Origin of the sequence: Tardiphaga sp. 285_C5_N1_2 (assembly GCF_052076065.1) — a bacterium.
Classification (GTDB): domain Bacteria; phylum Pseudomonadota; class Alphaproteobacteria; order Rhizobiales; family Xanthobacteraceae; genus Tardiphaga; species Tardiphaga robiniae.
Genome location: NZ_CP197241.1, coordinates 1,047,058 through 1,071,090 on the forward strand (window position 1 = coordinate 1,047,058; position 24,033 = coordinate 1,071,090).

At 62.4% G+C, this 24,033-nt stretch carries 23 protein-coding genes; 15 read left to right on the forward strand and 8 right to left on the reverse strand.

Annotated elements, in window-relative coordinates:
• Positions 1 to 59: 59 nt before the first annotated feature.
• Positions 60 to 1,499, forward strand: coding sequence for a helix-turn-helix transcriptional regulator (locus tag AB7951_RS04950; RefSeq protein ID WP_120293267.1), 1,440 nt, complete (start codon positions 60 to 62; stop codon positions 1,497 to 1,499).
• Between the two features lie 6 nt (positions 1,500 to 1,505).
• Here AB7951_RS04950 and AB7951_RS04955 read toward each other — a convergent pair whose 3' ends face one another.
• The gene (locus AB7951_RS04955) at positions 1,506 to 3,005 is read right to left on the reverse strand and encodes an ATP-binding protein (RefSeq protein WP_120293269.1); all 1,500 of its coding nucleotides are present in this window, start codon (positions 3,003 to 3,005) and stop codon (positions 1,506 to 1,508) included.
• Between the two features lie 377 nt (positions 3,006 to 3,382).
• Between AB7951_RS04955 and AB7951_RS04960 the strand changes: the two genes are divergently transcribed.
• The 8 genes from AB7951_RS04960 to soxA are packed head-to-tail and all read left to right on the forward strand — an operon-like array spanning position 3,383 to position 9,673.
• Positions 3,383 to 3,832, forward strand: coding sequence for a (2Fe-2S)-binding protein (locus tag AB7951_RS04960; RefSeq protein ID WP_093756882.1), 450 nt, complete (start codon positions 3,383 to 3,385; stop codon positions 3,830 to 3,832).
• Between the two features lie 11 nt (positions 3,833 to 3,843).
• Positions 3,844 to 6,018, forward strand: a complete 2,175-nt coding sequence (locus AB7951_RS04965) for a molybdopterin cofactor-binding domain-containing protein (RefSeq protein ID WP_441255706.1) — start codon at positions 3,844 to 3,846, stop codon at positions 6,016 to 6,018.
• A gap of 43 nt (positions 6,019 to 6,061) precedes the next feature.
• Positions 6,062 to 6,349, forward strand: a complete 288-nt coding sequence (locus AB7951_RS04970; protein ID WP_120293318.1) for a cytochrome C — start codon at positions 6,062 to 6,064, stop codon at positions 6,347 to 6,349.
• Position 6,350: 1 nt separating this feature from the next.
• Entirely contained in the window at positions 6,351 to 7,631 is a 1,281-nt protein-coding gene (locus AB7951_RS04975; protein ID WP_120293273.1) for an NAD(P)/FAD-dependent oxidoreductase, read from the forward strand.
• 16 nt (positions 7,632 to 7,647) lie between these two features.
• Entirely contained in the window at positions 7,648 to 8,088 is a 441-nt protein-coding gene (soxX, locus tag AB7951_RS04980; protein WP_120293275.1) for a sulfur oxidation c-type cytochrome SoxX, read from the forward strand.
• 12 nt (positions 8,089 to 8,100) lie between these two features.
• A complete protein-coding gene (locus AB7951_RS04985) occupies positions 8,101 to 8,577 on the forward strand; it encodes a SoxY-related AACIE arm protein (RefSeq protein WP_120293277.1) in 477 nt (158 codons plus the stop codon).
• Positions 8,577 to 8,897, forward strand: coding sequence for a thiosulfate oxidation carrier complex protein SoxZ (soxZ, locus tag AB7951_RS04990; RefSeq protein WP_441255707.1), 321 nt, complete (start codon positions 8,577 to 8,579; stop codon positions 8,895 to 8,897). Before AB7951_RS04985 ends, soxZ begins: the two co-directional genes overlap by 1 nt.
• Complete coding sequence (soxA, locus tag AB7951_RS04995; protein ID WP_120293281.1) at positions 8,894 to 9,673, forward strand: sulfur oxidation c-type cytochrome SoxA; 780 nt, start codon at positions 8,894 to 8,896, stop codon at positions 9,671 to 9,673. The genes soxZ and soxA overlap by 4 nt, the downstream gene beginning before the upstream one ends.
• Positions 9,674 to 9,711: 38 nt before the next feature.
• Here the strand turns inward: soxA and AB7951_RS05000 are convergent, their stop codons facing one another.
• Positions 9,712 to 10,206 (reverse strand): PaaI family thioesterase, encoded by a 495-nt coding sequence (locus tag AB7951_RS05000; RefSeq protein ID WP_120293320.1) that lies wholly within the window; start codon positions 10,204 to 10,206, stop codon positions 9,712 to 9,714.
• Positions 10,207 to 10,390: 184 nt separating this feature from the next.
• The gene (gene carA, locus AB7951_RS05005; protein WP_120293283.1) at positions 10,391 to 11,581 is read right to left on the reverse strand and encodes a glutamine-hydrolyzing carbamoyl-phosphate synthase small subunit; all 1,191 of its coding nucleotides are present in this window, start codon (positions 11,579 to 11,581) and stop codon (positions 10,391 to 10,393) included.
• A gap of 309 nt (positions 11,582 to 11,890) precedes the next feature.
• Between carA and AB7951_RS05010 the strand changes: the two genes are divergently transcribed.
• Together AB7951_RS05010 and AB7951_RS05015 are read left to right on the forward strand one after the other, a co-directional pair.
• Positions 11,891 to 13,516, forward strand: a complete 1,626-nt coding sequence (locus AB7951_RS05010; RefSeq protein ID WP_439061834.1) for a glycosyltransferase family 39 protein — start codon at positions 11,891 to 11,893, stop codon at positions 13,514 to 13,516.
• A gap of 142 nt (positions 13,517 to 13,658) precedes the next feature.
• A complete protein-coding gene (locus tag AB7951_RS05015; protein ID WP_093756874.1) occupies positions 13,659 to 14,114 on the forward strand; it encodes a GatB/YqeY domain-containing protein in 456 nt (151 codons plus the stop codon).
• A gap of 109 nt (positions 14,115 to 14,223) precedes the next feature.
• Here AB7951_RS05015 and AB7951_RS05020 read toward each other — a convergent pair whose 3' ends face one another.
• Together AB7951_RS05020 and AB7951_RS05025 are read right to left on the reverse strand one after the other, a co-directional pair.
• On the reverse strand, positions 14,224 to 14,574 hold the full coding sequence (locus AB7951_RS05020) for an endonuclease domain-containing protein (RefSeq protein WP_120293285.1): 351 nt from the start codon (positions 14,572 to 14,574) through the stop codon (positions 14,224 to 14,226).
• An 89-nt stretch (positions 14,575 to 14,663) separates the two neighbouring features.
• Positions 14,664 to 16,292 carry a fatty-acid--CoA ligase gene (locus AB7951_RS05025; RefSeq protein WP_120293287.1) on the reverse strand — a complete coding sequence of 543 codons (1,629 nt, stop codon included), beginning with the start codon at positions 16,290 to 16,292 and terminating at the stop codon, positions 14,664 to 14,666.
• Positions 16,293 to 16,380: 88 nt separating this feature from the next.
• Between AB7951_RS05025 and AB7951_RS05030 the strand changes: the two genes are divergently transcribed.
• Complete coding sequence (locus tag AB7951_RS05030) at positions 16,381 to 17,472, forward strand: extensin family protein (protein WP_120293289.1); 1,092 nt, start codon at positions 16,381 to 16,383, stop codon at positions 17,470 to 17,472.
• A 270-nt stretch (positions 17,473 to 17,742) separates the two neighbouring features.
• Here AB7951_RS05030 and AB7951_RS05035 read toward each other — a convergent pair whose 3' ends face one another.
• Positions 17,743 to 18,429: a L,D-transpeptidase gene (locus tag AB7951_RS05035; RefSeq protein WP_068734945.1), complete on the reverse strand. Its 687-nt coding sequence runs from the start codon at positions 18,427 to 18,429 to the stop codon at positions 17,743 to 17,745.
• A 430-nt stretch (positions 18,430 to 18,859) separates the two neighbouring features.
• Here AB7951_RS05035 and AB7951_RS05040 point away from each other — a divergent pair, with 430 nt between their 5' ends.
• A complete protein-coding gene (locus AB7951_RS05040) occupies positions 18,860 to 19,840 on the forward strand; it encodes a magnesium transporter CorA family protein (protein ID WP_309948501.1) in 981 nt (326 codons plus the stop codon).
• 1,104 nt (positions 19,841 to 20,944) lie between these two features.
• Here AB7951_RS05040 and AB7951_RS05045 read toward each other — a convergent pair.
• Complete coding sequence (locus AB7951_RS05045; RefSeq protein WP_089265492.1) at positions 20,945 to 21,664, reverse strand: SDR family NAD(P)-dependent oxidoreductase; 720 nt, start codon at positions 21,662 to 21,664, stop codon at positions 20,945 to 20,947.
• A 65-nt stretch (positions 21,665 to 21,729) separates the two neighbouring features.
• Positions 21,730 to 22,380, reverse strand: a complete 651-nt coding sequence (gene pdxH / locus AB7951_RS05050; RefSeq protein WP_120293293.1) for a pyridoxamine 5'-phosphate oxidase — start codon at positions 22,378 to 22,380, stop codon at positions 21,730 to 21,732.
• A 122-nt stretch (positions 22,381 to 22,502) separates the two neighbouring features.
• Here pdxH and AB7951_RS05055 point away from each other — a divergent pair, with 122 nt between their 5' ends.
• Both AB7951_RS05055 and AB7951_RS05060 read left to right on the forward strand, forming a co-directional pair.
• Positions 22,503 to 22,916 (forward strand): RT0821/Lpp0805 family surface protein, encoded by a 414-nt coding sequence (locus tag AB7951_RS05055; RefSeq protein ID WP_089265490.1) that lies wholly within the window; start codon positions 22,503 to 22,505, stop codon positions 22,914 to 22,916.
• 140 nt (positions 22,917 to 23,056) lie between these two features.
• Positions 23,057 to 24,031: a DnaJ C-terminal domain-containing protein gene (locus AB7951_RS05060; protein ID WP_120293295.1), complete on the forward strand. Its 975-nt coding sequence runs from the start codon at positions 23,057 to 23,059 to the stop codon at positions 24,029 to 24,031.
• The last annotated feature ends 2 nt before the right edge of the window (positions 24,032 to 24,033 follow it).

Sequence of the window (24,033 nt, forward strand, 5' to 3'; positions counted from 1 at the left end):
ATACTTTACAAATTGAACGTGTAAGGCTGTAAAGTAGTTACAAGGTATTGGAGTGTGCGATGGCCGCCTCGGCAGGTCGTTCGGTGTTCATGGGGCCGCGAATCCGGCGGCTTCGGCGCGATCTGGGCCTGACCCAGGCCGATATGGCGGCCGATCTGGAAATTTCGGCCCCTTATGTCGCTTTGCTGGAGCGCAACCAGCGGCCGATGACGGCCGACATGCTGCTTCGGCTGGCCCGCACCTACACGATTGATCTCGCCGATCTCGCCGGCGATGGCGGTGCCGACAATACGGCGCGGATGCAGTCGATCCTGAAAGAGCCGATGTTCTCGGACATCGATATCCCTGCGCTTGAAATCAGCGATCTCGCGGTGAGCTATCCCGGCATGGCCGAGGCTTTTCTGCGCCTCTACACGGCCTATCGCGAGGAGCAACTCGCGCTGGCGGACCGACGCGCGCCGGCGCTCGCGGGCGGTGCATTGCAAGCGGGTAGCGAGGGCTATGATGCCAACGATCCCGTCGCCGAGGTCCGGCGTTTTCTCGCCGCACGTCGCAACAATTTCGCGGGTCTCGACGACGCGGCCGAGCGTCTCGTGCAGGCGACGTCGGGCCCGAGCGGTTTCGTTGAGCGTCTCAAGACCCGACACAGGCTGCAAGTGCGCTATCTGCCGCCGGACGTCATGCTCGGCTCGGTGCGACGATTGGATCTGCATCGGAAACAATTACTACTTGAGGACTCGCTCGACACCGCAAGTCTCAATTTCCAATTGGCGCAGCAACTCGTCTATCTCGAAATGGAAAACGAGATCGGCACCGCGCTCGAAGACGGCCAGTTCACCACCAAGAGCGCCGAACTTCTGGCGCGCCGCGCGCTCGCAGGCTACGCCGCGGCTGCGCTCATCATGCCCTATGCAGCCTTCGCGCGTGCAGCCGAGACGCGGCGCTACGATCTCGAAGCGCTGGCGCGCCAATTCGGTGCCAGCTTCGAACAGACCGCGCATCGCATCACGACCTTGCAGCGGCCGGGTGCCGAAAAGGTCCCGTTCTTTCTCATCCGCGTCGATCCCGCCGGCAATATTTCCAAACTGCTCGACGGCGCAGGCTTTCCGTTCGCGAAGCACGGCGGTGCGTGCCCGTTGTGGTCGGTGCACGACGTTTTCAAAACGCCGCGCCAGATCGTCACGCAGTGGCTGGAATTGCCGGATGGCCAGCGCTTCTTTTCGATTGCCCGCACCGTCACGGCTGGCGGTGGTGGTTACGGCGCACAACGCGTTGAGCGCGCCATCGCGATCGGTTGCGCAGCCGAACATGCCGGCCAGTTGATCTATACGCGCGACGCATCGGCGCCGCGTGCGGATGCTCCCACGCCGATCGGTGTCGCATGCCGTGTCTGTCACCGTCCAAGATGTGCTGCGCGCTCGGCGCTTCCGATCGGGCGCGAGTTGTTGCCCGATGATTTCAGGACGCTGAACGTTCCGTTCGGCTTCTCGGCGGACTGAAACGGCTCAGGCCTGCTCGGCCGCAGCTTCCTCGGCATTGGGATCGCCGGGCGCCGTAGCCCAGGCCAGTTCGACCAGCGTCACGATGCGCCGACCGGCGCCATCAAGCTGGCACACGATGAGGCCCTGCTCCTCGATATAGTTCAGCAGGCGCTGTGCACGGCGCAGCGAATGCGAGCCGTAGGCGCGGGCGATCGCGGCATTGCTTGGGCAGGGCCAGCCTTCCTTGGCGGCGCGGGCGATCATCATGAAAACGCCCTGCATATCCTCCGGCAGAATCGAGGCGCGGACCGAGACGTCCTGCCACCCGTCATCTTCTGTAATGTCGGAGCCGAGCCCGGCGCGGGCGCGCGTCAGCATGCGGCGAAAGTCGTCGAGGTCCGGCACGGCGGCACCGAGACCCTCGATGCGGCAGCGGACCACGAATTCCTGATAGAGCACGCCAACCACCCGGAAGCCTGCATCGGGCTCTGCCATCAAGGCCTGAAGAACCCGGTCGACGCGCATGCGCCGCTCCGCCAGTTCCTCGGCGCTGATCGGCGTCTCCGCCACGTCCGGCCGAATTTCCAGCGCTGCGGACTTCGCCGCCATGAGCTGGCCAAGCAGATCCGGCGATGACGGCGTGCGACGCTGCGGCCGGACCGGCTCCGGCGGGGGCGCTGCGAGAATCGTGGCGCGCACGTCGTCGAGTGTTGCTTCCGGCAGCGGCATCAGGCGCGGCGTGGCGTTGCGCGGGCTTGTTTCGGTGACGCCGATGCGCAGGCCAAGCGGACGACGGGAGAGGGCGGGACCCAGCGCCATGAACTGGCCGCGCTCGAGGTCGCGGAAGGATTCGGCCTGCCGTCGCTCCATGCCGAGAAGATCGGCGGCGCGTGCCATATCGATGTCGAGGAAGGTGCGACCCATCAGGAAATTCGACGCTTCGGCCGCGACGTTCTTGGCGAGCTTCGCCAGTCGCTGTGTCGCGATGACGCCGGCAAGGCCGCGTTTGCGGCCACGGCACATCAGGTTGGTCATGGCGCCGAGCGAGAGCTTGCGGGCTTCGTCGGACACCTCGCCGGCAACGGCCGGGGCGAACAGCTGTGCCTCGTCCACCACCACGAGCATCGGATACCAATGGTCGCGAGGCGCGTCGAACAGCCCGCCCAGAAAGGCGGCGGCGCGGCGCATTTGATTCTCGGCATCCAGCCCTTCGAGATTGAGCACTGTGGAGACGCGGTGCATGCGCGCGCGCTCGCCGGCGACCTGCAACCCGCGTTCGGTATGCGCCTCGGCATCGATCACCAGATGACCGAATCGCTCCGCCAGCGAGACGAAATCGCCTTCAGGGTCGATGATGGTTTGTTGTACCCATGGGGCGCTCTGTTCGAGCAGCCGGCGCAGCAGATGCGATTTTCCGGAACCCGAATTGCCCTGTACGAGCAGACGCGTCGCCAGCAGTTCCTCAAGGTCCAGAGCCGCCGGGGCGCCTGACGTCGTATGCCCCATCTCGATCGCAACGGTCATGTCTCGACTCAGGTCTCCTTGTAGAGAGGGCTTACCAACCCGGCCACAGCGCGTCGAGCGGCGCACGGCTATCATCCCGTGTTCCGCGCAACTCTCACCAAGTAAATCGCGACAGCGAATCGGCGATGTTCTGCACACGGCGGTGCCCGGCTTTGCCAATGGCAATCTCAGGCGGCATGATCGCATTGTGTTCGACCCGCGGTGATAGAGCGTCAGCAGACAGAAAATCCCGCGTGACGTAACTGTGACGTCCGCAAGGCAGGGACATCGCTGGAATCTTCGGGCGCCGCAGTCACCAAACATTTGATTTGGAATTCTTCCAGTTTCAGGGGAGGGTTGCTGCAACGGCGATATGCGCCACGACCCGGGGAAATGCGATGGCAAGCCTCACGATCAATGGACGAACCTACGAGATCGATGCAGAACCGGACACGCCGTTGCTATGGGCGATCCGCGAAAATGCCGGGCTAACAGGGACAAAATACGGATGTGGCGTCGCCCAATGCGGCGCCTGCACCGTTCATGTCGATGGCCAGCAGGTCCGTTCCTGCAGCATGGCGCTCAGTGAGGCGATCGGAAAGCAGATCACGACGATCGAGGGCCTTGCGTCCGAGGGGGCCGTGCACAAGGTGCAGCAGGCCTGGATCGATCATGATGTGCCGCAATGTGGTTACTGCCAGAGCGGCATGATCATGGCAGTTGCAGCGCTGCTGGAGACAGTGCCGCAGCCGACAGATGAGGATATCGACCTCGCCATCACCAATATCTGCCGTTGCGGCACGTTCCAGCAGGTCCGTGAAGCGATTCACGCCGCTGCAAGCGCTTGAGGAAGATGGTCATGGGTCATGCTCCGCAACTCAATCGCCGTTCGTTTGTCCTGGGAACTGCTGCTATCGGCAGCGGCCTCGCGCTCGGTATTCCCTTTGGCGGGCCGACCGCAGTCTATGCGGCCGATGGTACGCCTGAGGTCAATGCCTGGGTGGTGATCCGGCCTGATGAGACCGTTGTCGTGCGTATCGCGCGGTCCGAGATGGGGCAGGGAACGCTCACGGGTCTGGCACAATTGGTCGCTGAAGAGCTTGAATGCGACTGGTCCAAGGTGACGACGGAATATCCTACGCCCGGGCAAAGTGTCGCACGCAAGCGCGTCTGGGGGGACTTTTCCACCGGCGGCAGCCGCGGCGTTCGCACTTCGCATGATTACGTCCGCAAAGGCGGCGCGGCTGCGCGTCTGATGCTGATCCAGGCTGCTGCCAATGAGTGGGCCGCGCCCGTGTCGGAATGCGCCACGAGCAACGGCGTTATCACCCACGTCCCGTCGGGGCGCACCATCACTTACGGCAAGGTCGCGGAAGCGGCTGCTAAGCTGCAGCCGCCGGCCGACGTCAAGCTGAAGGATCCCAAGGACTGGACCATCGCCGGCAAACCGCTGAAGCGGCTCGATACGGTCGAGAAAACCAACGGCAAGATGGTCTACGGTGCCGATATCAAGCTGCCGGGAATGCTCAATGCCGCGATCAAGGATTGCCCGGTGTTCGGCGGCACGCTGAAGAGCTTCGACGACAGCAAGATCCTTGGCATGAAAGGCGTCAAGAAGGTCGTGCGCGTCGGCGAGAGTGCCGTGGCTGTGGTCGCCGATACGTGGTGGCACGCCAAGTCGGCGCTGGAGGCGATGCCAGTCGTCTGGGACGATGGCAAGAACGCCAGCGTGTCCAGCGAGTCCATCGGCAAGTGGCTGCAGGAAGGCCTAGACGCTGCGCAGCCCGCTTTTGTCGGCAACAAGGCTGGCGATGTCAAAGCAGCGTTTGCGGGTGCTGCGAAGACGGTGGAAGCGGTCTACGCCTATCCCTATCAGAACCACGCCACCATGGAGCCGATGAACGCGACGGTGCTCTATACGGCGGAGAAGTGCGAGGTCTGGACCGGGACGCAGAACGGCGAAGCCGTGTTTGCGGCCGCAGTCGAAGCGTCAGGCCTGCCGAGCGACAAATGCGAGGTCTACAAGATCATGCCGGGCGGCGGCTTCGGTCGACGCGGCATGACCGATTACGTCCGTCAGGCGGTGGCCATCGCCAAGCAGATGCCCGGCACGCCGATCAAGCTGATGTGGTCGCGCGAAGAAGACATGCTGCACGGCCGCTATCACCCCATTACGCAAAGCAAGCTGGTCGGCGCCTTCGATGCCGATAACAATCTGATCGGTTTGCACATGCGGATCTCAGGCCAGTCGATCCTGGCCCGCGTGCGTCCCGAGGGAATGCAGAACGGGATGGATCCCGTCACTTTCCAGGGGCTGAATGCCAGCGGCGAAGCAGCGATCGGCTACACCGTTCCGAATTTGCTGATCGACCATTCCATGCGCAACCCGCATGTGCCGCCGGGCTTCTGGCGCGGCGTCAACGTCAACCAGAATGCGATCTATCTTGAGAGCTTCATGGATGAGCTCGCGCATTCGGTCGGTCAGGATCCGCTCGAATTCCGCCGCAAGCTGATGACCAAGCATCCGAAGCATCTCGCGGTGCTCAATGCCGTCGCAGAGAGGATCGGCTGGACGACGCCGGCGCCGCAAGGCGTGTTCCGCGGCATCTGCCAGCATATGGGCTTCGGGAGTTATGTGGCGGCTGCAACGGAAATTTCGGTGACGGGCGGCAACAAGATCAAGATCCATCGCATCGTTGCCGCCACGGATCCTGGCTATGCAGTGAACCCTTGGCAAATCGATCGCCAGATCGCCGGCTCGTTCGTCTACGGCCTGTCGGCGCTATTCTATGGCGAATGCACCGTGAAGGGTGGTCGCATCGAGCAGGAGAACTTCGACACCTATCAGTCGATGACCATGAAAGAGATGCCGAAGGTCGAATCGATCCTGATGCCATCGGGCGGCTTCTGGGGCGGCGTCGGTGAGCCGACGATCTGCGTTGCGGCGCCGGCCGTGCTGAATGCCTATTTTGCCGCGACCGGCAAGCGCATCCGTTCCGTGCCGCTGAAGAATCACGACATCATCTTTGCGTAACCGACGCGTCGCCATGCTTGCTGCCCATCACTGGATTTCACTCATGAAGACGTTGCGTACCTCACTTGCGATCGGGCTGATCGTCACCTCGGCGGCGCCGGTCCGGGCGGCATCGGCGCCGCCGCCTGGCGCGGCCTCGTGCTCCGGCTGCCATGCGGCGACATCGCAGGCCATCCCGAACATCTATGGGCGCGATGCCGATGCGACGCGCTCCACATTGCTGGCCTTTCGCAATGGGTCGATGCCGGCCACAGTGATGACGCGGATCGCCAAGGGCTTCTCCGAAGACGAAATCGGGTCGATTGCGGCCTGGCTGGCAACGCAGAAATAGCATGACCCACAAAAATCATACCTCACGACGGGAGTTTCTTCGCACTGCCGCTGCCGCGACGGCATCCCTTGCGCTGGCATCGCCAAGCCTGGCGCAATCGCCTGCGCGGGTCGTTGTAATCGGCGGCGGCTTCGGTGGCGCCAGTTGCGCCCGCGCGCTTCGGCAGCTCGATCCGTCGCTGGATGTCACGCTGGTGACGGCCGATCGCCAATATGTCGCGTGCCCGTTCAGCAATGAGGTCATTGCCGGCGATCGCGCCATCGAGGCCCAGCAATTCACCTACGAGAAAATCGCGGCCGGTGGCATCAAGCTCGTTGCGCAAATGGCGCAGACGATCGACCCGCAGGCGCGCACGATCGGTCTCGCCGATGGATCGAAGCTGCGCTACGACCGGTTGGTTCTGTCGCCCGGAATCGATCTGCGCTTCGATGCGCTGCCGGGCTATGACGAGGCTGCAGCGTCGCGCATGCCACATGCCTGGAAGGCGGGCGAGCAGACGCTGCTGCTGCGGCGCCAGTTGGAGGCGATGGACGATGGCGGCGTGGTTGCGATCGTCGTTCCCGCCAACCCCTTTAGGTGTCCGCCGGGCCCGTACGAGCGCGCGAGCCTGATTGCGCACTACCTCAAGACTCGCAAGCCGCGGTCGAAGCTCATCATTCTCGACTCGAAAGACGCGTTCTCGAAACAGCGGCTGTTTCAGGCCGCGTGGCAGGAGCTGTATCCGGGACTGATCGAATGGGTCGCGCTATCGCAGGGCGGCAAGGTCACGTCGGTCGATCCGGCGACCAATACGCTGGTGACCGATTTCGCGACACATCACGTTCAGGTGGCCAATGTCATTCCACCGCAGCGCGCCGGACGCATCGCGGAGATTGCCGGCGTCACCGATAAATCCGGCTGGTGCCCGATCAATCCCGTCAGCCTCGAGTCCACGCAAGTGCCGAACATCCATGTGATCGGCGATGCCTGCATTGCCGGCGCCATGCCCAAATCCGCATTCTCGGCGAATGCGCAGGCGAAGACCTGTGCCGGCGCGATCGTGGCGTTGCTGGCGGGGGCGACGCCGACGTCGCCGAAGCTGATCAACACTTGCTACAGTCTGGTCGCGCCCGACTACGGCATTTCCATCGCGGGCGTCTACCAGCCCCGCAATGGCCTGTTTGCGGATATCGAAGGCGCGGGCGGTACGAGTCCGCTGGATGCGCCGCGTGATGTCCGGGCCCGTGAAGCGATCTATGCGCGATCGTGGTTCGAGACGATCGGAGCAGAGGTCTTTGGTTAGTCGTCGCCGCGCATCGATGCTGTTGTCGGCGAGCGTGGCGACGCTGCTGCTGACTGCTCCGGTCCGTGCGAGTGAACTTGTCCCTTATGCGGTGATTGGCGATGCGATTCCGTTGCCCCTGGCGGGCGCGGTCGGCGACGCGTCGGCGGGCAGGGCGATCGTCGTCAACCGCACATATACGTGTCTGCTCTGCCACAGCGGGCCATTTACCGAACAGAGATTCCAGGGCGATCTTGCGCCAAGTCTTGCCGGCACCGGCAGTCGCTGGTCGGAAGGCCAGTTGCGGCTGCGGCTGGTGGATGCCTCACGCCTCAATGCCGCGACCATCATGCCGTCCTATTATCGTGCAGATGGGTTACAGCGTGTCGGGGATGCATGGCTTGGCAAGCCGATTCTGTCGGCGCAACAAATCGAGGACGTTGTCGCTTACCTGACAACGCTGCAGAACCCATCATGACGAAAGCAATCCATGGCTGAGCCCGATCGAACGACGCGTCGCCAGTTCCTGGCGACCGCTGGCGCCGCGGTGCTCGGCACGGTATCGCTCGTGCATGTCGGCCCGGTCCATGCGACGCCGGACACCATGAAGGCGGCCATCCGCGATGTCGTCAACGGCGCCGCTGTGCGCCCCGGCAAAGTGAAGCTCGACGTCCCGCCGCTGGTCGAGAACGGCAACACCGTGCCGCTCACCGTCACGGTGACGAGCCCGATGAGTGATGCGGATCACGTGGTCAGCATCCATATCTTCAACGAGAAGAACCCGCAGCCCAATGTCGGTAATTTCTATATCTCCCCACGTGCAGGCCGTGCGCAGATATCGACGCGCATCCGGCTTGCCGATACGCAGACGCTGACGGCCATCGCGAAACTCTCCGATGGTTCGTTCTGGTCGGCGACCGCCGATGTCGTTGTCACGCTCGCGGCATGTACCGAGGAGGCAACCTGATGGCATCCGCGCTGATCAACGTTCCCGCCACGGCCAGGCGTGGCGATATCATCGAGATCAAGACGCTGATGTCCCACATCATGGAGACGGGCTTTCGCCATACCGTGACCGGCGAGGTTATCCCGCGCAACATCATCACCAATTTCACCTGCCGCTATAATGGCGGTGAAGTGTTCCGGGCCGATCTGTTTCCTGCGTTCTCCGCCAATCCTTTCATCTCCTTCTTTACGGTCGCCACCGAGAGCGGAAAATTCGAATTCCAGTGGATCGGCGACAACGGATTTCAGGAAACCGCGTCGGCCAGCATCACGGTCACATGAGGCGACTGCGAAATATCAGCCTGTCGTTGCTGGCAGCCGTCGCCTTCACGTCGCTCATCGAGGCGGCGGAGATCGCGCCGGGCGAGCGACGCTCCGGTGCCAGTTTCATGTCCGTCGAAACCCAGGCCATGCAGAACGACGCCACGGCCAATCCCGGCATGTTGGGGGTGCTGGATGGCGAGGCGCTATGGACCCGAAAGCCCGTTGCCGGCCGTGCTTGCGCGGATTGCCACGGTGATGCCAGCAGCATGCGCGGCGTCGCCGTGCGGTACCCGGCATTCGACGACAAGCTCAATCGCCCGGTCGATCTCGAACAGCGCGTCAATCTCTGCCGTGTCGATCATCAGCAATTGCCGCCGCTCGCCGATGAAAGCCGCGATCTGCTGGCGCTGACCGCACTGATCGGCCGGCAGTCACAGGGGATGCCGATCGAGACGGGCGCCGATTCACGTCTGCAGGCATTCATCGACAAAGGCCGCGATGCCTTCATGCGGCGTCAGGGGCAGTTGAATCTGGCATGCACGAACTGTCACGACGACAACTGGGACAAACGTCTCGCCGGCTCCGCGATCACGCAGGCCCATCCAACGGGCTATCCCGTCTATCGGCTGGAGTGGCAGGGGCTTGGCTCTCTCAAGCGCCGCCTGCGCAATTGCATGATCGGCGTACGTGCGCAGCCTTATAGCGCCGACGCGCCTGAGATGGTCGAGCTTGAACTCTATCTGATGTCGCGCGCGCGGGGCATGGCAAGCGAAACTCCCGCTGTCAGGCCATGACGTATCGAATGTCCGTGAGCGTGCCCGCGGGCTGCAGGTCAGGCCGCGTCCTTCGGAATCTCGAACACCAGACACGTCGTGGTCGCATGGGCGATGAGTCGACCCTTGGAATCCGTGATGCGCGCTTCCGCCGTCGCCGCGCGGCGGCCGACATTCAGCGTCTTGCCTTCGGTGCGCACGGTGCCGCTATCCTTGCTCATGCCGCGGATGAAGCTGATCTTGAATTCCAGCGTGGTGTAGCCGGTGCCGACAGGCAGCATCGAATGCACAGCCAGTCCCATCGCCGAATCCAGCAGGATCGCGGCGTAACCGCCGTGCACCGAGCCGATCGGATTGTAGTGGCGGAAGCCGGGGACGCTGTGAAACACGACAACACCAGGTTCTGCGGTCGAGTCGAACGGCTCGACATTCTCCATGATCGGCGGTTGCGGCAACTCGCCGGAGAAGATCTTGCGCACGAAATCGAGCCCGGGCATCGAGGCCATCAGGCTGGTGGGGAGGACGTCGTAGCGGGGCGTGGGGGCGTCGGTCATGGCGCTTCCTTTATTTTTGATGACGATCATCATACAAAGCTGCAGGTGCGGATGCTAGCGCTTGCCGCAAGCCCTTCCACGTCATGCTCGGGCTTGACCCGGGCATCCACGCCTTCGCAGCCCTAAAACGTAGATGGCCGGGACAAGCCCGGCCATGACGTCTGAATTCTATCGATAAAGAAAGCTACGACGCCTTGTTCGCCCGCATCAGTTCCGCGAACCGCTTGAACAAATAATGCGAGTCGCGCGGACCGGGGGAAGCCTCCGGGTGATACTGCACGGAGAACACCGGCTTGCCGTCGAGCTGGATGCCGCAATTGGATCCGTCGAACAGCGAGATATGGGTCTGCGTCGCGCCCTTCGGCAATGTCGCTTCATCCACCGCGAAGCCGTGGTTCATCGAGGTGATTTCCACCTTGCCGGTGGTCTCGTCCTTGACCGGATGATTGGCACCGTGATGGCCCTGATGCATCTTCTTGGTCTTGGCGCCCACCGCAAGGCCGAGCATCTGGTGACCGAGGCAGATGCCGAATGTGGGCACGCCGGAATCGATCACCTGCTTGATGACAGGCACAGCATATTTGCCTGTCTCGGCGGGATCGCCCGGTCCGTTGGACAGGAATACACCGTCCGGCTTCAGCGCCATGATCTCTTCTGCCGAAGTCGTGGCCGGAACGACTGTGACCTTGCAGCCTTCGCCGGCCAGCAGACGCAGAATGTTGCGCTTGATGCCGTAATCGATGGCGACGACGTTGAATTCAGGATTGGTCTGTCGGCCGAAGCCCTTTTCCCATTCCCAGGGAGTCTCGTCCCAGGTGAAGCGCTGGGTGGATGTCACCATCGGCACCAGGTCCATGCCTTCGAGGCCGGGCCATTCGCGCGCTTCTTCCTTCAGGCCGTGCAGATCGAATTGGCCGTCCTTCGCGTGCACAAGCACCGCATTGGGCATGCCCTTGTTGCGGATCAGCGCGGTCAGGGCGCGGGTGTCGATGCCGGAAATGCCGATGATGCCGCGGGCCTTCAGCCAGGCGTCGAGATGCCGGGAAGAGCGGTAATTCGACGGGTCGGTGATCGCCGAGCGCAGGATCACGCCGCGGGCGCCTGGCGTCGCCGCCATGTTCACCGTCTCGATATCCTCGTCGTTGGTGCCGACATTGCCGATATGCGGGAAGGTGAAGGTGATCAGCTGCCCGGCATAGGATGGATCGGTGAGGATTTCCTCATAACCGGTCATCGCCGTGTTGAAGCAGACTTCGCCCACGGCCTGGCCTTCCGCGCCGAGGCCGAAGCCCTCCAGCACGGTGCCATCGGCGAGCACGAGGAGCGCGGTCGGTTTGTGGTCCGGCCAGGCTGAAGATGTTTCTGAGGGGGTCATGAGGGGACTACATAGTCCGCGCATCCGCCGCCGTCAAAGCCGGAAAGGCCGGATTCACACGTCAACCATGGCCTGGCAGGTTAGCAATCGGCGCTTTGCCCGATCAACGGGCCCGGACAGAGCTGCGTTAAGGAATAATATCTTATCTGGCAGAATTGTGGTGTTCCGGTTGTCCGGCGAAACCTGCACGCCGATAGCGCGTAATTTGCAGAATGAGATGTAAAATCAACTAATTATAATTACGGATGCTTGCCGGAACTCACTTTCGCCGGTAGCAAGCTACGACTTCCCGTATTTCCGGATATTTCAGTGCAGTTGGACTATTTCGCCAAGATGGCCGCGCGCTCGGCCGTCGCGCCTGCGCGATGGCGCAGGCCTTTTCTGACCTTCCTCGATGGGATCGAGAAGGGCTGGACGATTCCTGTGCTGATCGTCGGCTTCGCGGGAATCTGGCTGATGTTTCTGGTGATCGCCTATCAGAGCGGCGATCTACATGCGGATGCGCTGGAAACCTGGACCCTTGGGCGCGAATTCGCATGGGGGAATCCCAAACATCCGCCCTTGATGGGCTGGGTCGCGCGGCTGTGGACGCTGGTTTTCCCGCTGACCGACTGGTCGTTCCAGTTGCTGTCGATGACCAATGCCGCGGTGGCGCTCTGGGCCGTCGATCTGATTGCACGCCGCTTTGTGCGCGGCGATTCGCGAGCCGTCATATTGCTGTTGCTGATGCTGCTTCCGGCCTACCAGTTCCACGCCCAACGCTTCAACGCGAACACGGTGCTGCTGGCGATCTGGCCGCTGGCGACCTACTGCTTCCTGCGCTCCTATGAAACGCGGGCCGTTGGCTGGGCCGCTGCCACTGGTGTCCTGGCCGCGCTGGCAATGCTCGGCAAATATTATTCGATCTTCCTGATCGGCAGCTTCGCGCTGGCAGCGATCGTGCATCCGCAGCGGGCGGTCTATTTCAAATCCTGGGCACCGTGGATTTCGGCACTGACCGGACTCATTGCCCTTGGGCCGCACATCCATTGGCTCGTGACGACCGGTGCTACGCCGTTCACCTATGCCATGCAGGTTCACGGCGGCATCGACTTCGGTCAGTCACTGATCGAAGCCAGCATGTTTTTGCTCGGTCTCGCGGCGACGCTGGCGCTGCCGGCCATTGTCTGGGTTTTATCGGCCGAGCTGCGCCTGAAGTACTTTTCGGCCGATTTCCGTGCCATGGGTCCAGGATTGCTGCTGCTGTTCTGGGTGTTCATCGGCACCGTGCTGCTGCCTGTTATGACAACCGTCACGCTTGGCACCGACATGCCTTCGCTATGGGCGCTCCAGGGTTTGTTCCTGCCTGCCGTTTTGATCGTTTGCGGCGCCCGCTTCACGCTCGAACGCCTGTATGTGGTCAATATGGTGGTGTTCGTCGCCGGCATCGCCATCATCGCAACCGTTGTGGCTGCTCCGATCCATGCGATTTACCGCAACAGCATCAATCCTAACGAGCGGACTTACTATCGGCTGGCCGCTCAAGAGCTGACCGACCGGTGGCACCAGATGACAGGCCGGCCGATGCCGCGGATCAGTGGCGACGACGGGCTGGCATTCGCGACGGCCTTTTACAGCCATGACCATCCCGTCTACAGCCGCCCGTTCCAGTTCCAGTACACTTGGGGCATGCCGCGTGCGACGACGCTGCAGAAGGGGTGGGCTTCGATGTGCTTTGCGACAGATAGCGATTGCCTGATGTGGATGGGCAAGGTCGCGATGCTCGAGCCGCGGCACGTCAGGTTTGATTTCGAGGTTCAGCCCCGGCTATGGGGCCAGGCCGGTATTCCGGCCACCATATCGGCGTTGATGGTTCTGCCCTACGTCGCTGGGGCCAATGCGCCCGGGCCGCTGTCCGCAGGCGTGGAGGATTTCAGCTCCAGCCATCGGCAATAGGTTTGGGCAGTAGGTTCGGGCAACAGCTCCGGGCGGCGTCCCCGAGAATTGGCGGGTGCAGTTGTGCATACCCCTTAAAACGCTTAGATCGGGGCCAACCGAGTTCCGGCGCTGCGATTGGCGGCCGCAAGAGGAGACGCAGATGCTGCGCGATGACATCAACAACGCCGTCAAGGACGCCATGCGGGCCAAGGACGAGCGCAAGCTTTCGACGCTTCGCATGGTCAATTCGACCATCAAGAATGCCGATATCGAAGCGCGCGGCCAGAGCAAGCCGCCGCTGTCGGATGCCGACCTGTTGAGCCTACTGCAGAAGATGATCAAGCAACGCCAGGAATCCGTCGAGCTCTATGACAAGGGCGGCCGCGCCGAACTCGCGGCCCAGGAGCGCGAGGAAATCGCGATCATCTCCGCTTATCTGCCGCAGCAGATGTCGGAGGACGAGACCAAGTCCGCCATCGCAGCCGAGATCGCAGCGACGGGTGCGGCCGGCATGAAAGACATGGGCAAGGTGATCGCCGCGCTGAAAGCGAAATATGCCGGCCAGATGGACTTCGGCAAGGCCAGCGGTCTGGTCAAGGCTGCGCTCAACGGCTGAGGCTCTCTTTAACCTCTCCCCGCCCTTTGCGGGGAGAGGTCGCGCGCACCTGGCGCGCGGGTGAGGGGCCAAGCACGCTGCTTCAACGCACGCAATCTATCGGTTCGGATCAATCCGAGGTCTTGCGCAATTCCTCATCGATGAGCGACAGCACGCCTTCGATATTTGACAGCACATCGTTGTTCCAGAAGCGAAGCACGCAATAACCTTGCTCGCGCAGATATCGATCGCGCATGGCGTCCCGTTGCGACTCCAGATGCTGCCCGCCATCGACCTCGATAACGATCATCTTCTCCCGACAAACGAAGTCGCAGATATATCGCCCGATCGGCTCTTGGCGAATGAATTTGCAGCCGGCAATCTGCCTGTTGCGCAGACGATTCCACAGTTTCGTTTCGGCGTCGGTGGAGTTGGCGCGTAATTCGCGCGATCTGTTGGTGATGCGAATGTGGCCACGCATGTGCCATGCCCCTCACCCGACCGGCTTCGCCGGTCGACCTCTCCCCGCGAAGGGCGGGGAGAGGTTAGGAACGCTGTCGCTCTTGTCAGCTAAGCCGCCGCCGTCGGCAGGCTATACGTCTTGAACTGATCGCGCAGTGCGGTCTTCAGGATCTTGCCGGTGGCCGTGTGCGGGATAGCATCGACGAACACCACATCGTCCGGCATCCACCACTTGGCGATCTTGCCATCCATATATTTCAGGATGTCTTCGCGCGTGGCGGTTTGATCCTGCTTCAGTTGTACGATCAGCAGCGGGCGCTCGTCCCACTTCGGATGATAGACGCCGATGACGGCGGCTTCCGCCACCTGCGGATGACCGACGGCAAGGTTTTCCAGATCGATCGACGAGATCCATTCGCCGCCGGACTTGATGACGTCTTTGGAGCGGTCGGTGATCCGCATATAGCCATGGGCGTCGATGGTGGCGACGTCGCCGGTGTCGAAATAGCCTTCCGCGTCGAGGATCTCGTCCTCGACGCGGAAATAGGCTGATGATACTGACGGGCCGCGCACCTTGAGACGGCCGAAGGTCTTGCCGTCCCATGGCAGGTTCTTGCCGGCGTCGTCGGTGATCTTCATCTGGACGCCGAACGGCGGATAGCCCTGGGTCTGCAGGATATCCAGCCGCTCGTCGCCTTCGAGCTGGTCGAACGGCGGCTTCAACGCGGCCAGCGTGCCGATCGGGCTCATTTCGGTCATGCCCCAGGCATGACGTGCACCGATGCCCATATCGACGAACGCCTTGATCATCGAGCGCGGCATCGCCGATCCGCCGCATACCACCATGCGCAGGTCGGGCAGTTTCAGATTGTTCTGCGACATGTAGTTGAGCAGCATCAGCCATACCGTCGGCACGCCCGCGGTATGCGTCACCCTCTCGGTGGAGAGCAATTCGTAGATCGAAGCGCCGTCCATCTTGGCGCCTGGCAGCACGAGCTTGGTGCCCATCGACGGCGCGGAGAACGCGATGCCCCAGCTATTGGCATGGAACAGCGGGACCACCGGCAGCATGGTGTCGGCGGCATTGGCGCCGAGCGAGTCACCGGTATTGGCCATCAGCGCGTGCATCACGTTGGAGCGGTGAGAATACAGCACGCCCTTCGGATCGCCTGTTGTTCCCGATGTGTAGCACATCGCCGCTGCGGTGTTCTCGTCGAACTCCTTCCATTTGAAGTTGCCGTCGACCTCAGCGATCCAGTCCTCATAGGCCACGGCGTTTTTCAGCGTGGTCTGCGGCATGTGCGCCTTGTCGGTGTAGATGATGTAGCGCTCCACTGATGGCAGCTGGTCGGCGAGTTTCTCGAGGATCGGGACGAAGGTGAGGTCGGTCATCACGATGCGATCTTGCGCATGGTTGATGATCCACGCGATCTGATCCGGGAATAGACGTGGATTGACGGTGTGGCAGATGGCGCCGATGCCCATGATGCCGTACCACGTTTCCAGGTGTCGCCACGTGTTCCACGCGATGGTGGCGACGCGGTCGCCCATCTTGATGCCCTCGCGGTCGAGACGCTGCGCGACCTTCAGGGCACGGGTACGAATTTCGGCGTAATTGGTGCGGTGGATGGGACCTTCGACTGATCTGGTCACGACCTCGCGCTCGCCGTGGACTTGGGCCGCATGATCGATGATCCGATGACACAGCAAAGGCCAGTCTTGCATCAAGCCACGCATTTGATCGTTCCTCCGTCTTGTGATTGGCGTGCCGGCTCCCCGATCGTTGCCGGGGAACTTCGACCCTGTTCTTGCTTTAGGTCTTGGCATGAAGTTTAGCGCGGGGAAAGCGGCCCGGAAATGGACTTTTGGCCTATCCGGCTGCGACCAAAGGACAATTGGGGCCGTTCTGGCGTTGCTGCTGGTTGCCGCGCCGGCGCAGGCCTATCTGACGACATCGCGTGTGCCGCTGCCAAAGCCTCGCCCGGCAGAAGCGCCGGCGATCGAGCCGGCGCAAAAGCCTGGTGAGGAGCCCACCAAATCCGAACAGTCCCCTGAGCCTGAGAAGCCTGCTGCGGAAGCGCGTCCGCCGGAGCCGCCGCCGCCTTCAGCCTGCCGCTTGGCGCTCACGGATGCCATCGCTGTTGCGCCGAGTATTCCCGACATCAAGGGGCCGGGCGCCTGCGGCGGACCCGACATGGTGCGGCTGGAAGCGGTCGTGCTGCCGGACAAGACGCGCGTGCCGCTGAAGCCGGCGGGAACTATGCGCTGCGCCATGGCAACGGCGGTGGCCGAATGGATCCGCGCCGACATGGCACCGCTCGCGACCAACCTCGGCACCAAGCTTCTTGAGCTCGATAATTTCGACTCCTTCGATTGCCGTGGTCGCAACCGTGTCGTCGGGGCGAAACTGTCAGAGCATGGCCGCGCCAATGCGCTGGATGTGCGCGGGCTGAAACTCGCCAACGGCCGCTCGATCGCACTCACCGAGCGCAACACGCCGCGTGAGCAGCGCGAGGCCGTGCTGCATTCGGTCTGTACACGGTTCACCACTGTGCTGGGGCCAGGCTCCGACGGCTATCACGAGGATCATATCCATCTCGATATCGCCGAGCGGCGCGGCAACTACCGCATCTGCCAATGGGACGTCTGGGACGAGTGGCCGCGCATCGCGCCGCTGATGCCGGCCGTGCGCCCGGACGAAGCACCGCCGCGCGAAGTGGCGGAAGGCAAACCGGGGGAGGCGAAGCCTGAGACGGCGAAGCCTGCAGAGCCTGCGGCGGCTCGACCGGCTGCGACGGAGCCCGAACCGGAGCCCGAAGCAGAAGCCGCGCCTCCACAAGAACAGCCCAAGCCGAAGCCAAAACCCAAGCCGAAGAAGCGTCGCGCGCCGCCATCGCCGTTCAGCTTTTTGCGGTGATCTGAAAAGGAGTGGGAGAGCAGGCGTGAGGCTGCAATAGCCTCTCGGCTGTCATCCCCGCGAAGGCGGGGATCCATAACCGCTATCGGGTGTAGTGGGGGCGGTCACGGAGCCGCATCTGCTGTGCTTCGTCAGTTCTCGGGAGTGTATGGATCCCCGCCTTCGCGGGGATGACACCGGTGTTTGGGGTAATAGCCGGGCAACCCGATATCCACCCAACAAAAAAGCGCCGGATCAACCGGCGCTTTTTCCATCTCATAAAACCTCAGCTCAGTACGGCGTTCCGCCGCCGCCCTGCAGGGCCAGCTTCGAATTATACGGCGAGTCGCCGGCCTTCGGCTCGAGCACGACGACCACAGCGCCGGGCTTGACGCGGCTATAGAGGTCGATGACGTCTTCGTTGGTCATGCGGATGCAGCCCGACGAGATCGAGGCGCCGATATATTCCGGCTGATTGGTGCCGTGAATGCGGAACAGCGTGTCCTTGTTGCCCTGATAGAGATAGAGGGCGCGGGCACCGAGCGGATTATCGACGCCGCCGGGCACCTGGGCCGGCAGGCCTTCGATGCGGGCGTGAATGTCCTTGGTCGGGGTCCACTTCGGCCATTCGGCCATGTTGCCGACGCGCGCGACGCCCGAGAAGGCCAGCGCTTCTTCGCCGACGGTCACGCCGTAGCGGATCGCCTTGCCGCCGTCCTGGACGAAATAGAGATAGTGGTTGTCGGAATCGACCACGATCGAGCCCGGCGCTTCCTTGCGGTGGAAGTCGACGATGGCGCGGCGGAACGGCTCGGCGACGGCAACCTTGGCGTAACGTGCCTTGGCGAGCTGTGCCTTGTCATTCGGCTTGAGGCTGGCTTCCGGAGCGGCCTGGAATTGCGTGGCGGTCTGCATGCAGCCCGACAGCATCAGGCCGGCGGCAACAATCAAACCAAGCTTAATCTTGAGCGGCGACATGTCATTGTTCCAATTGCGTGAGGTCCGAAGAAACAGGCTGGTGCAAGGAAACGCACCCAAAATAGCCTGCGAACGCCACGATTCCGTTAAAGCTACTATCGCTGAAATCCGCTGCAATTCCAGCGGTTAGATGCGCTGCGCATCATGCAGCGCACAACCTGTGTCATATTTGCCGCAGAATTTTCGACCCTCCGGCCAAATCCTGTGCAGAACCGCAACGCCTCGCGAAGCCGTGATGCGCGCGTGACAATTTTGTTAAATCGAGACCATGGAGCGCGTGATCTTACGGGAAAAATTCCCCGGGTTGGCGCGCCGCACAAAGGCTGTCATGACGGCTGCATCCGCGTCGGTCATGGTCGGTCGCCCCTGCCGATTCTGCCCGGATCGTCCGTATTGCAGTTTCCCGCCTTTTCAATCTTCCGGAGTTGCCATGCTCGCTGTCTTCACCCCTGCCGACCACGCCTTGAGGAAATCCGAGCCGACCGATCTCGAGGCGTTGCCGGATAATGCGGTGTGGATCGACATGGTGAAGCCGTCGCCGGCCGAGGACAAGGCGGTGGAGAAGCTGGCGGGGATCGAAATCCCGACCCGTGAAGACATGCAGGAGATCGAAATCTCCAGCCGTCTCTATATCGAGAACGGCGCCCGCTATATGACCGCGAGCTTGATGTGCGGCTCCGACACGGAGTCGCCGCGGATCACGGCGGTAACGTTCATCCTCACCCGGCAACGGCTGGTGACGGTGCGCTACGATACACCGCGTCCGTTCGCGTCCGTCGAACTGAAGCTTGGCCGCAATGCGCCCGCCGGCGCCAATGGCGAAACCACCCTGCTCGAACTGCTCGACGCGGTGATCGATCGCTGCGCCGACATTCTCGAACGCGTCGGCGCCGATGTCGATCAGGTCAGTCACGACATCTTCGAGCCGGATGAGTCGCTGCGGACCGGCCATGCCAAGCGTTATTCCGAAATTCTCATCACCATCGGTCGCAAGGGCGACCTGACCTCGAAAGTGCGTGAAAGCCTCGTCTCGATCGGCCGCGTCGTCACCTTCATCACGGCGGAAGCCGAAGGCGTGAAGTGGTCGAAGGACATGCGCGCGCAGCTCAAGACCATGCAGCGCGACGTGGTGTCGCTGACCGATCACGCCTCCTATCTGTCGAACAAGATCACCTTCACGCTCGATGCGATGCTCGGTGTCGTCAATCTCGAACAGAACAACATCATCAAGCTGTTCTCGGTCATGGCCGTCGTGCTGATGCCGCCGACATTGATCGCCTCGGTCTACGGCATGAATTTCAAGGCGATGCCGGAACTGCAATGGGACGTCGGTTACCCCATGGCGCTGATCATGATGCTGTTCGCCGCGGTGCTGCCTTATATGTTCTTCAAGTGGAAGAAGTGGCTGTAGGGGCATGCAGGAAGGCACTAACCCCTCATTTGTTATTCCAGGATGCGCCCGACCGGCGCAGTTGGTCGGGGCAGGCCCGGAATCCATAAGTTCGATCGTGGTTATGGATTCCGGGCTCGCGCAAGGGCGCGCCCCGGAATGACAAATGAGGGATAGCAGCGTCCAAACATTTTTTCCTGCATCTCTTGACAAGATACCTATAAGGATTATCCTCCGCTCATCCGGTTCGCGAGGGGCGCTTCATGAGGCGTCTTGAAGTGGGACAGGATGCGGCGCCTGCGGGTGTGGGGTGACGTACCCTGCGCACTCGGGAGGCCTTGGGTCACCGTCCGACCCCACTACGGGGGTCTGCCACTCATGCTGGCTGGACGTGGCATTGGTGAACGGTGGGAAACCGTCGGGATCAGCGGAGTGCGGAGCTCTGCGCCTTTGCCCGGAAGAACGGTCCCGGGGACAGAAAAGCCGCGGTGGCGCGCCTGATGGCGTTGCGCGGCTGCAGCTTGCCGGCGTTCCGGCGGAGCGGATCGCGAAAATTACCACCATTTCGCGTCGTCAGGCGCGCTGCCACCCCTCATGTTTCAGGAGGGGACACCGCTTAGACAACCCCGAGCATGCGCTCGCGGGATCATAAAGGCGCGGGTGTCTGAATCTTTTTCCAACTATCAAAACGCATTCATGATGCGTGTTCGAAAAGCCCAATGATCATAGGCTTCGCGCGATTCCCGCCACAATTTATCCGGTAAAATTCGAGCGTTCCGCTGAACGGTTGCGCTAATGGTTGCTGTCATAACGCTGTCAGAAGCGATGAGGATAGCAATGGTTGACAAAACAGAAACATCGGGACGGAACGTCGTCGATCTCAGGTCCTATCAACAGGCGCGCATGGCCAACGGTCGGGCGCAGGCGATGTCTGCGCGTACCTGCCGGCATTGTGGTGCCGGGTTGATGGACGGCGAATCCGAAGACGATTGTTCCAGCGCGGGGATCAGCGCGGCTGCGCCGATGCCGCGGAAATTTTACGCGGACTAGAAAATCCCGCGCTTTTCGAGGAGCGCCAGAATGGCGCGGTCCTCAGCATGACTATTCCCCACCCGTTACCGCTGATCAGACGTGCTGGCCGCCATTGATGTGGATCTCGGCGCCGTTCACGTATGAACTCGTTTCCGTACACAGCACATAGATGATCTTGGCGACTTCGTCGGGCGTGCCGAGCCGATGCAGCGGGATCTGCTGATCGACGATGGTCTGCGTGCCCGGCGAGAGGATCGAGGTGTCGATCTCGCCCGGCGCGATGGCGTTGACGCGGATGCCGAGGCGGCCGAAATCCGACGCCATTTCGCGGGTCAGCGACGCCAGCGCCGCTTTCGATGTGGCATAGGCCGCACCGGCAAACGGATGCACGCGCGAGCCGGCGATCGAGGTGACATTCACCACTGAGCCCTTCGCAGCCTTCAACTGCTCGATCAGCCCGCGGGCCATCATGATCGGTGCGAAGAAGTTGACGTTGAAGACATGGCTCCAGGTCGCGACGTCAGTATCGATCGAGCCCATGCGCGCGCCACCTTCGGCCTTCGGCGAGATGGCGGCATTGTTCACCAGCGCATGCAGCGCGCCGCCGTTCAGCCGTTCCTTGATGTCGTCGATGGCGCGGACGGTGTCGTCATGGTCGGCGAGGTCGACCTGGATGTGATCTTCGGGGCCGGCATCCCATGGGCAGACTTCCGGAAACGGATGCCGCGAACAGGTCAGCACACGCCAGCCGGCGCTTGAAAAGCGCATCACGGTGGCATGACCGATGCCGCGGCTTGCGCCGGTGAGCAGCATGGTGCGCTTGGGCGCGTTCGATCCTGGATGGCTCACGGGTCTGGTTCTCGTCTCGTTGTCGGCGTTCACGGATACAGTCTCACCTTGGTCCAGGACGTATCTGGTGCCGCGGTGTCGCGGCGGAATTCGATGCGGTCGTGCAGGCGATACGGGCGGTCGTGCCAGAATTCGAACCGCTGTGGCGTGATGCGCCATCCGCTCCAGCCTGGCGGACGCGGAACGGCGCCGATCAGGTGCTTGGCGCCTTCCTTGGCGATGGCCTGTTCGAAGGCAAAGCGGCTTTCCAGCGGCTGCGACTGCTTGCTCGCCCAGGCGCCGATCTGGGCCTGTTTCGGGCGGGTCGAGAAATACTCGTCGGCCTCGGCATCGGTCACGCGGGTGACGGGACCGCGAATGCGGACCTGCCGGCGCAGCGACTTCCAGTGAAACAGTAGCGCTGCCTTGGGATTGGCGGCGAGCTCCTGACCCTTCTGGCTGGCGATGTGGCTGTAGAACACGAAGCCGTCGGTGTCGTAGCCCTTCATCAGCACCATGCGGACATCCGGCAGGCCGTCGGCGTCGACGGTGGCCAGCGCCATCGCGTTCGGATCGTTGGGCTCGGACGCCTTCGCCTCGGTAATCCACTCGGAAAACAGCGCAAATGGTTCCGCAGCGGCCGTAAAATCACCTGACGTTAACGGAGTTGAGTCTTTGATGGGGGAGGTCGTGTCGGTCATGTCCGGAGTTCCGCTTGCGTTGGCCTGTTGTAGAGAGCTCGCTGCTGCCCCTGCATAGGCAAGACCTATATAGGATACGGCAACGCATTGGCCTATCGGCCATCTGCCCGCTCGGTGCGGCTTTGACAGCAATTCTTATCGGCAGCACCCTCGGTGGTTGCAGTATGGGCCGAAACGAGTCCGCGCTGGCCAGGATGGAGGGCGGCGATGTCACCGGTTCGATTTCGCCGGCATCCGTCCAGGCCACCAATTACGAGCCCACCGAAGCCGATCTTGTCCTGACGCGCACTGCGGCCTCCGATGTCCTTACCAAGGGCAGCAAGGATTCCAGCCAGCCCTGGGAAAACCCGTCGACCGGCGCGCGCGGATCGGTAACGCCTCTGTCCAGTGCCTATGTCGCGGAAGGTCGCACCTGCAGGGATTTTCTGGCCAGCTATGTCAACGGCACCAGCGAAAGCTGGATGCAAGGTGCGGCCTGTAAGGGTGACCGCGGCAGCTGGGACGTGCACACGCTGAAGCCGTGGAAACGGAGCTAGTTTTCACCGGCGGGCCGCTTGCGGCCGAGTTGCAAAAATGACACGAAGTCACCAGATGAAGAAGCAGGCGGGCCTTGGCCCGCAAACCCAACATGCGGGCCGATTGCCCGCCTTTTAGTTATCTGAAGGAGAGACGACGGATGCGCGACCCCTATGAGGTCTTGGGGGTGCAGCGGGGCGCCAGCGCTGCGGCGATCAAGAGTGCCTATCGCAAGCTCGCCAAGAAGCATCATCCCGACAGCAACAAGGACGATCCGAAAGCCGCCGACCGGTTTTCGGAATTGAATGCGGCCAACGAGATCATCGGCGACGAGGACAAGCGCAAGCAGTTCGACCGCGGCGAGATCGATGCCGAGGGTAAAGCACGCTTCCAGGGATTTCCGGGCGGCGGCCGGGCCGGCGCGTCGCAGCGCGGCTTCGAGCATGCTTTCCGCGGCGGTCCCGGTGCGCAGCAGGGCTTTCCCGGCGGTGCCGGTGGCGGTTTCGAGGATATCCTCAACAGCATGTTCGGTGGCGCCAGCCCGCGCGGCGCGCGGCCGGGCGCGCAGGGCTTTGAGTTCGATACCGGTGGCTATGCCGGCGGGATGCCCGATTTGGATCTGAACGTCGCCATGACGGTGACGCTGGAAGAATCCGTGAAGGGCGCCGAGAAGCGCGTACGTCTGCCATCCGGCAAGGAATTGAACGTCAAGATACCGGCCGGCGTCACGTCGGGCCAGCAGATCCGGCTCCGCGGCCAGGGCGAAAGCGCGCCAGGACATCGTCCCGGCGATCTGATGATCACCGTCACTATCGCTCCCCATTCCTTCTTCAAGGTGGATGGCAACGACCTGCGCGTCGATCTGCCGATCACGCTTTACGAAGCCGTGCTGGGGGCCAAGGTGCGCGCGCCGACACTCACCGGCGCCGTGGAGCTTTCAATTCCGAAGAACACGTCGAGCGGACGGGTGTTTCGCTTGAAGGGCAAGGGCCTGCCGCTGGCGGGAGGCGCCGCGGGTGATCTCTACTTCACCACCAGGATCATGCTGCCGGACGGCAACGATGCCGAGCTGGAAGCCCTGATGGAAAAGTGGCGCGACGGGCATCCGTATCATCCGCGGAGTGATCTGGGGTGAGG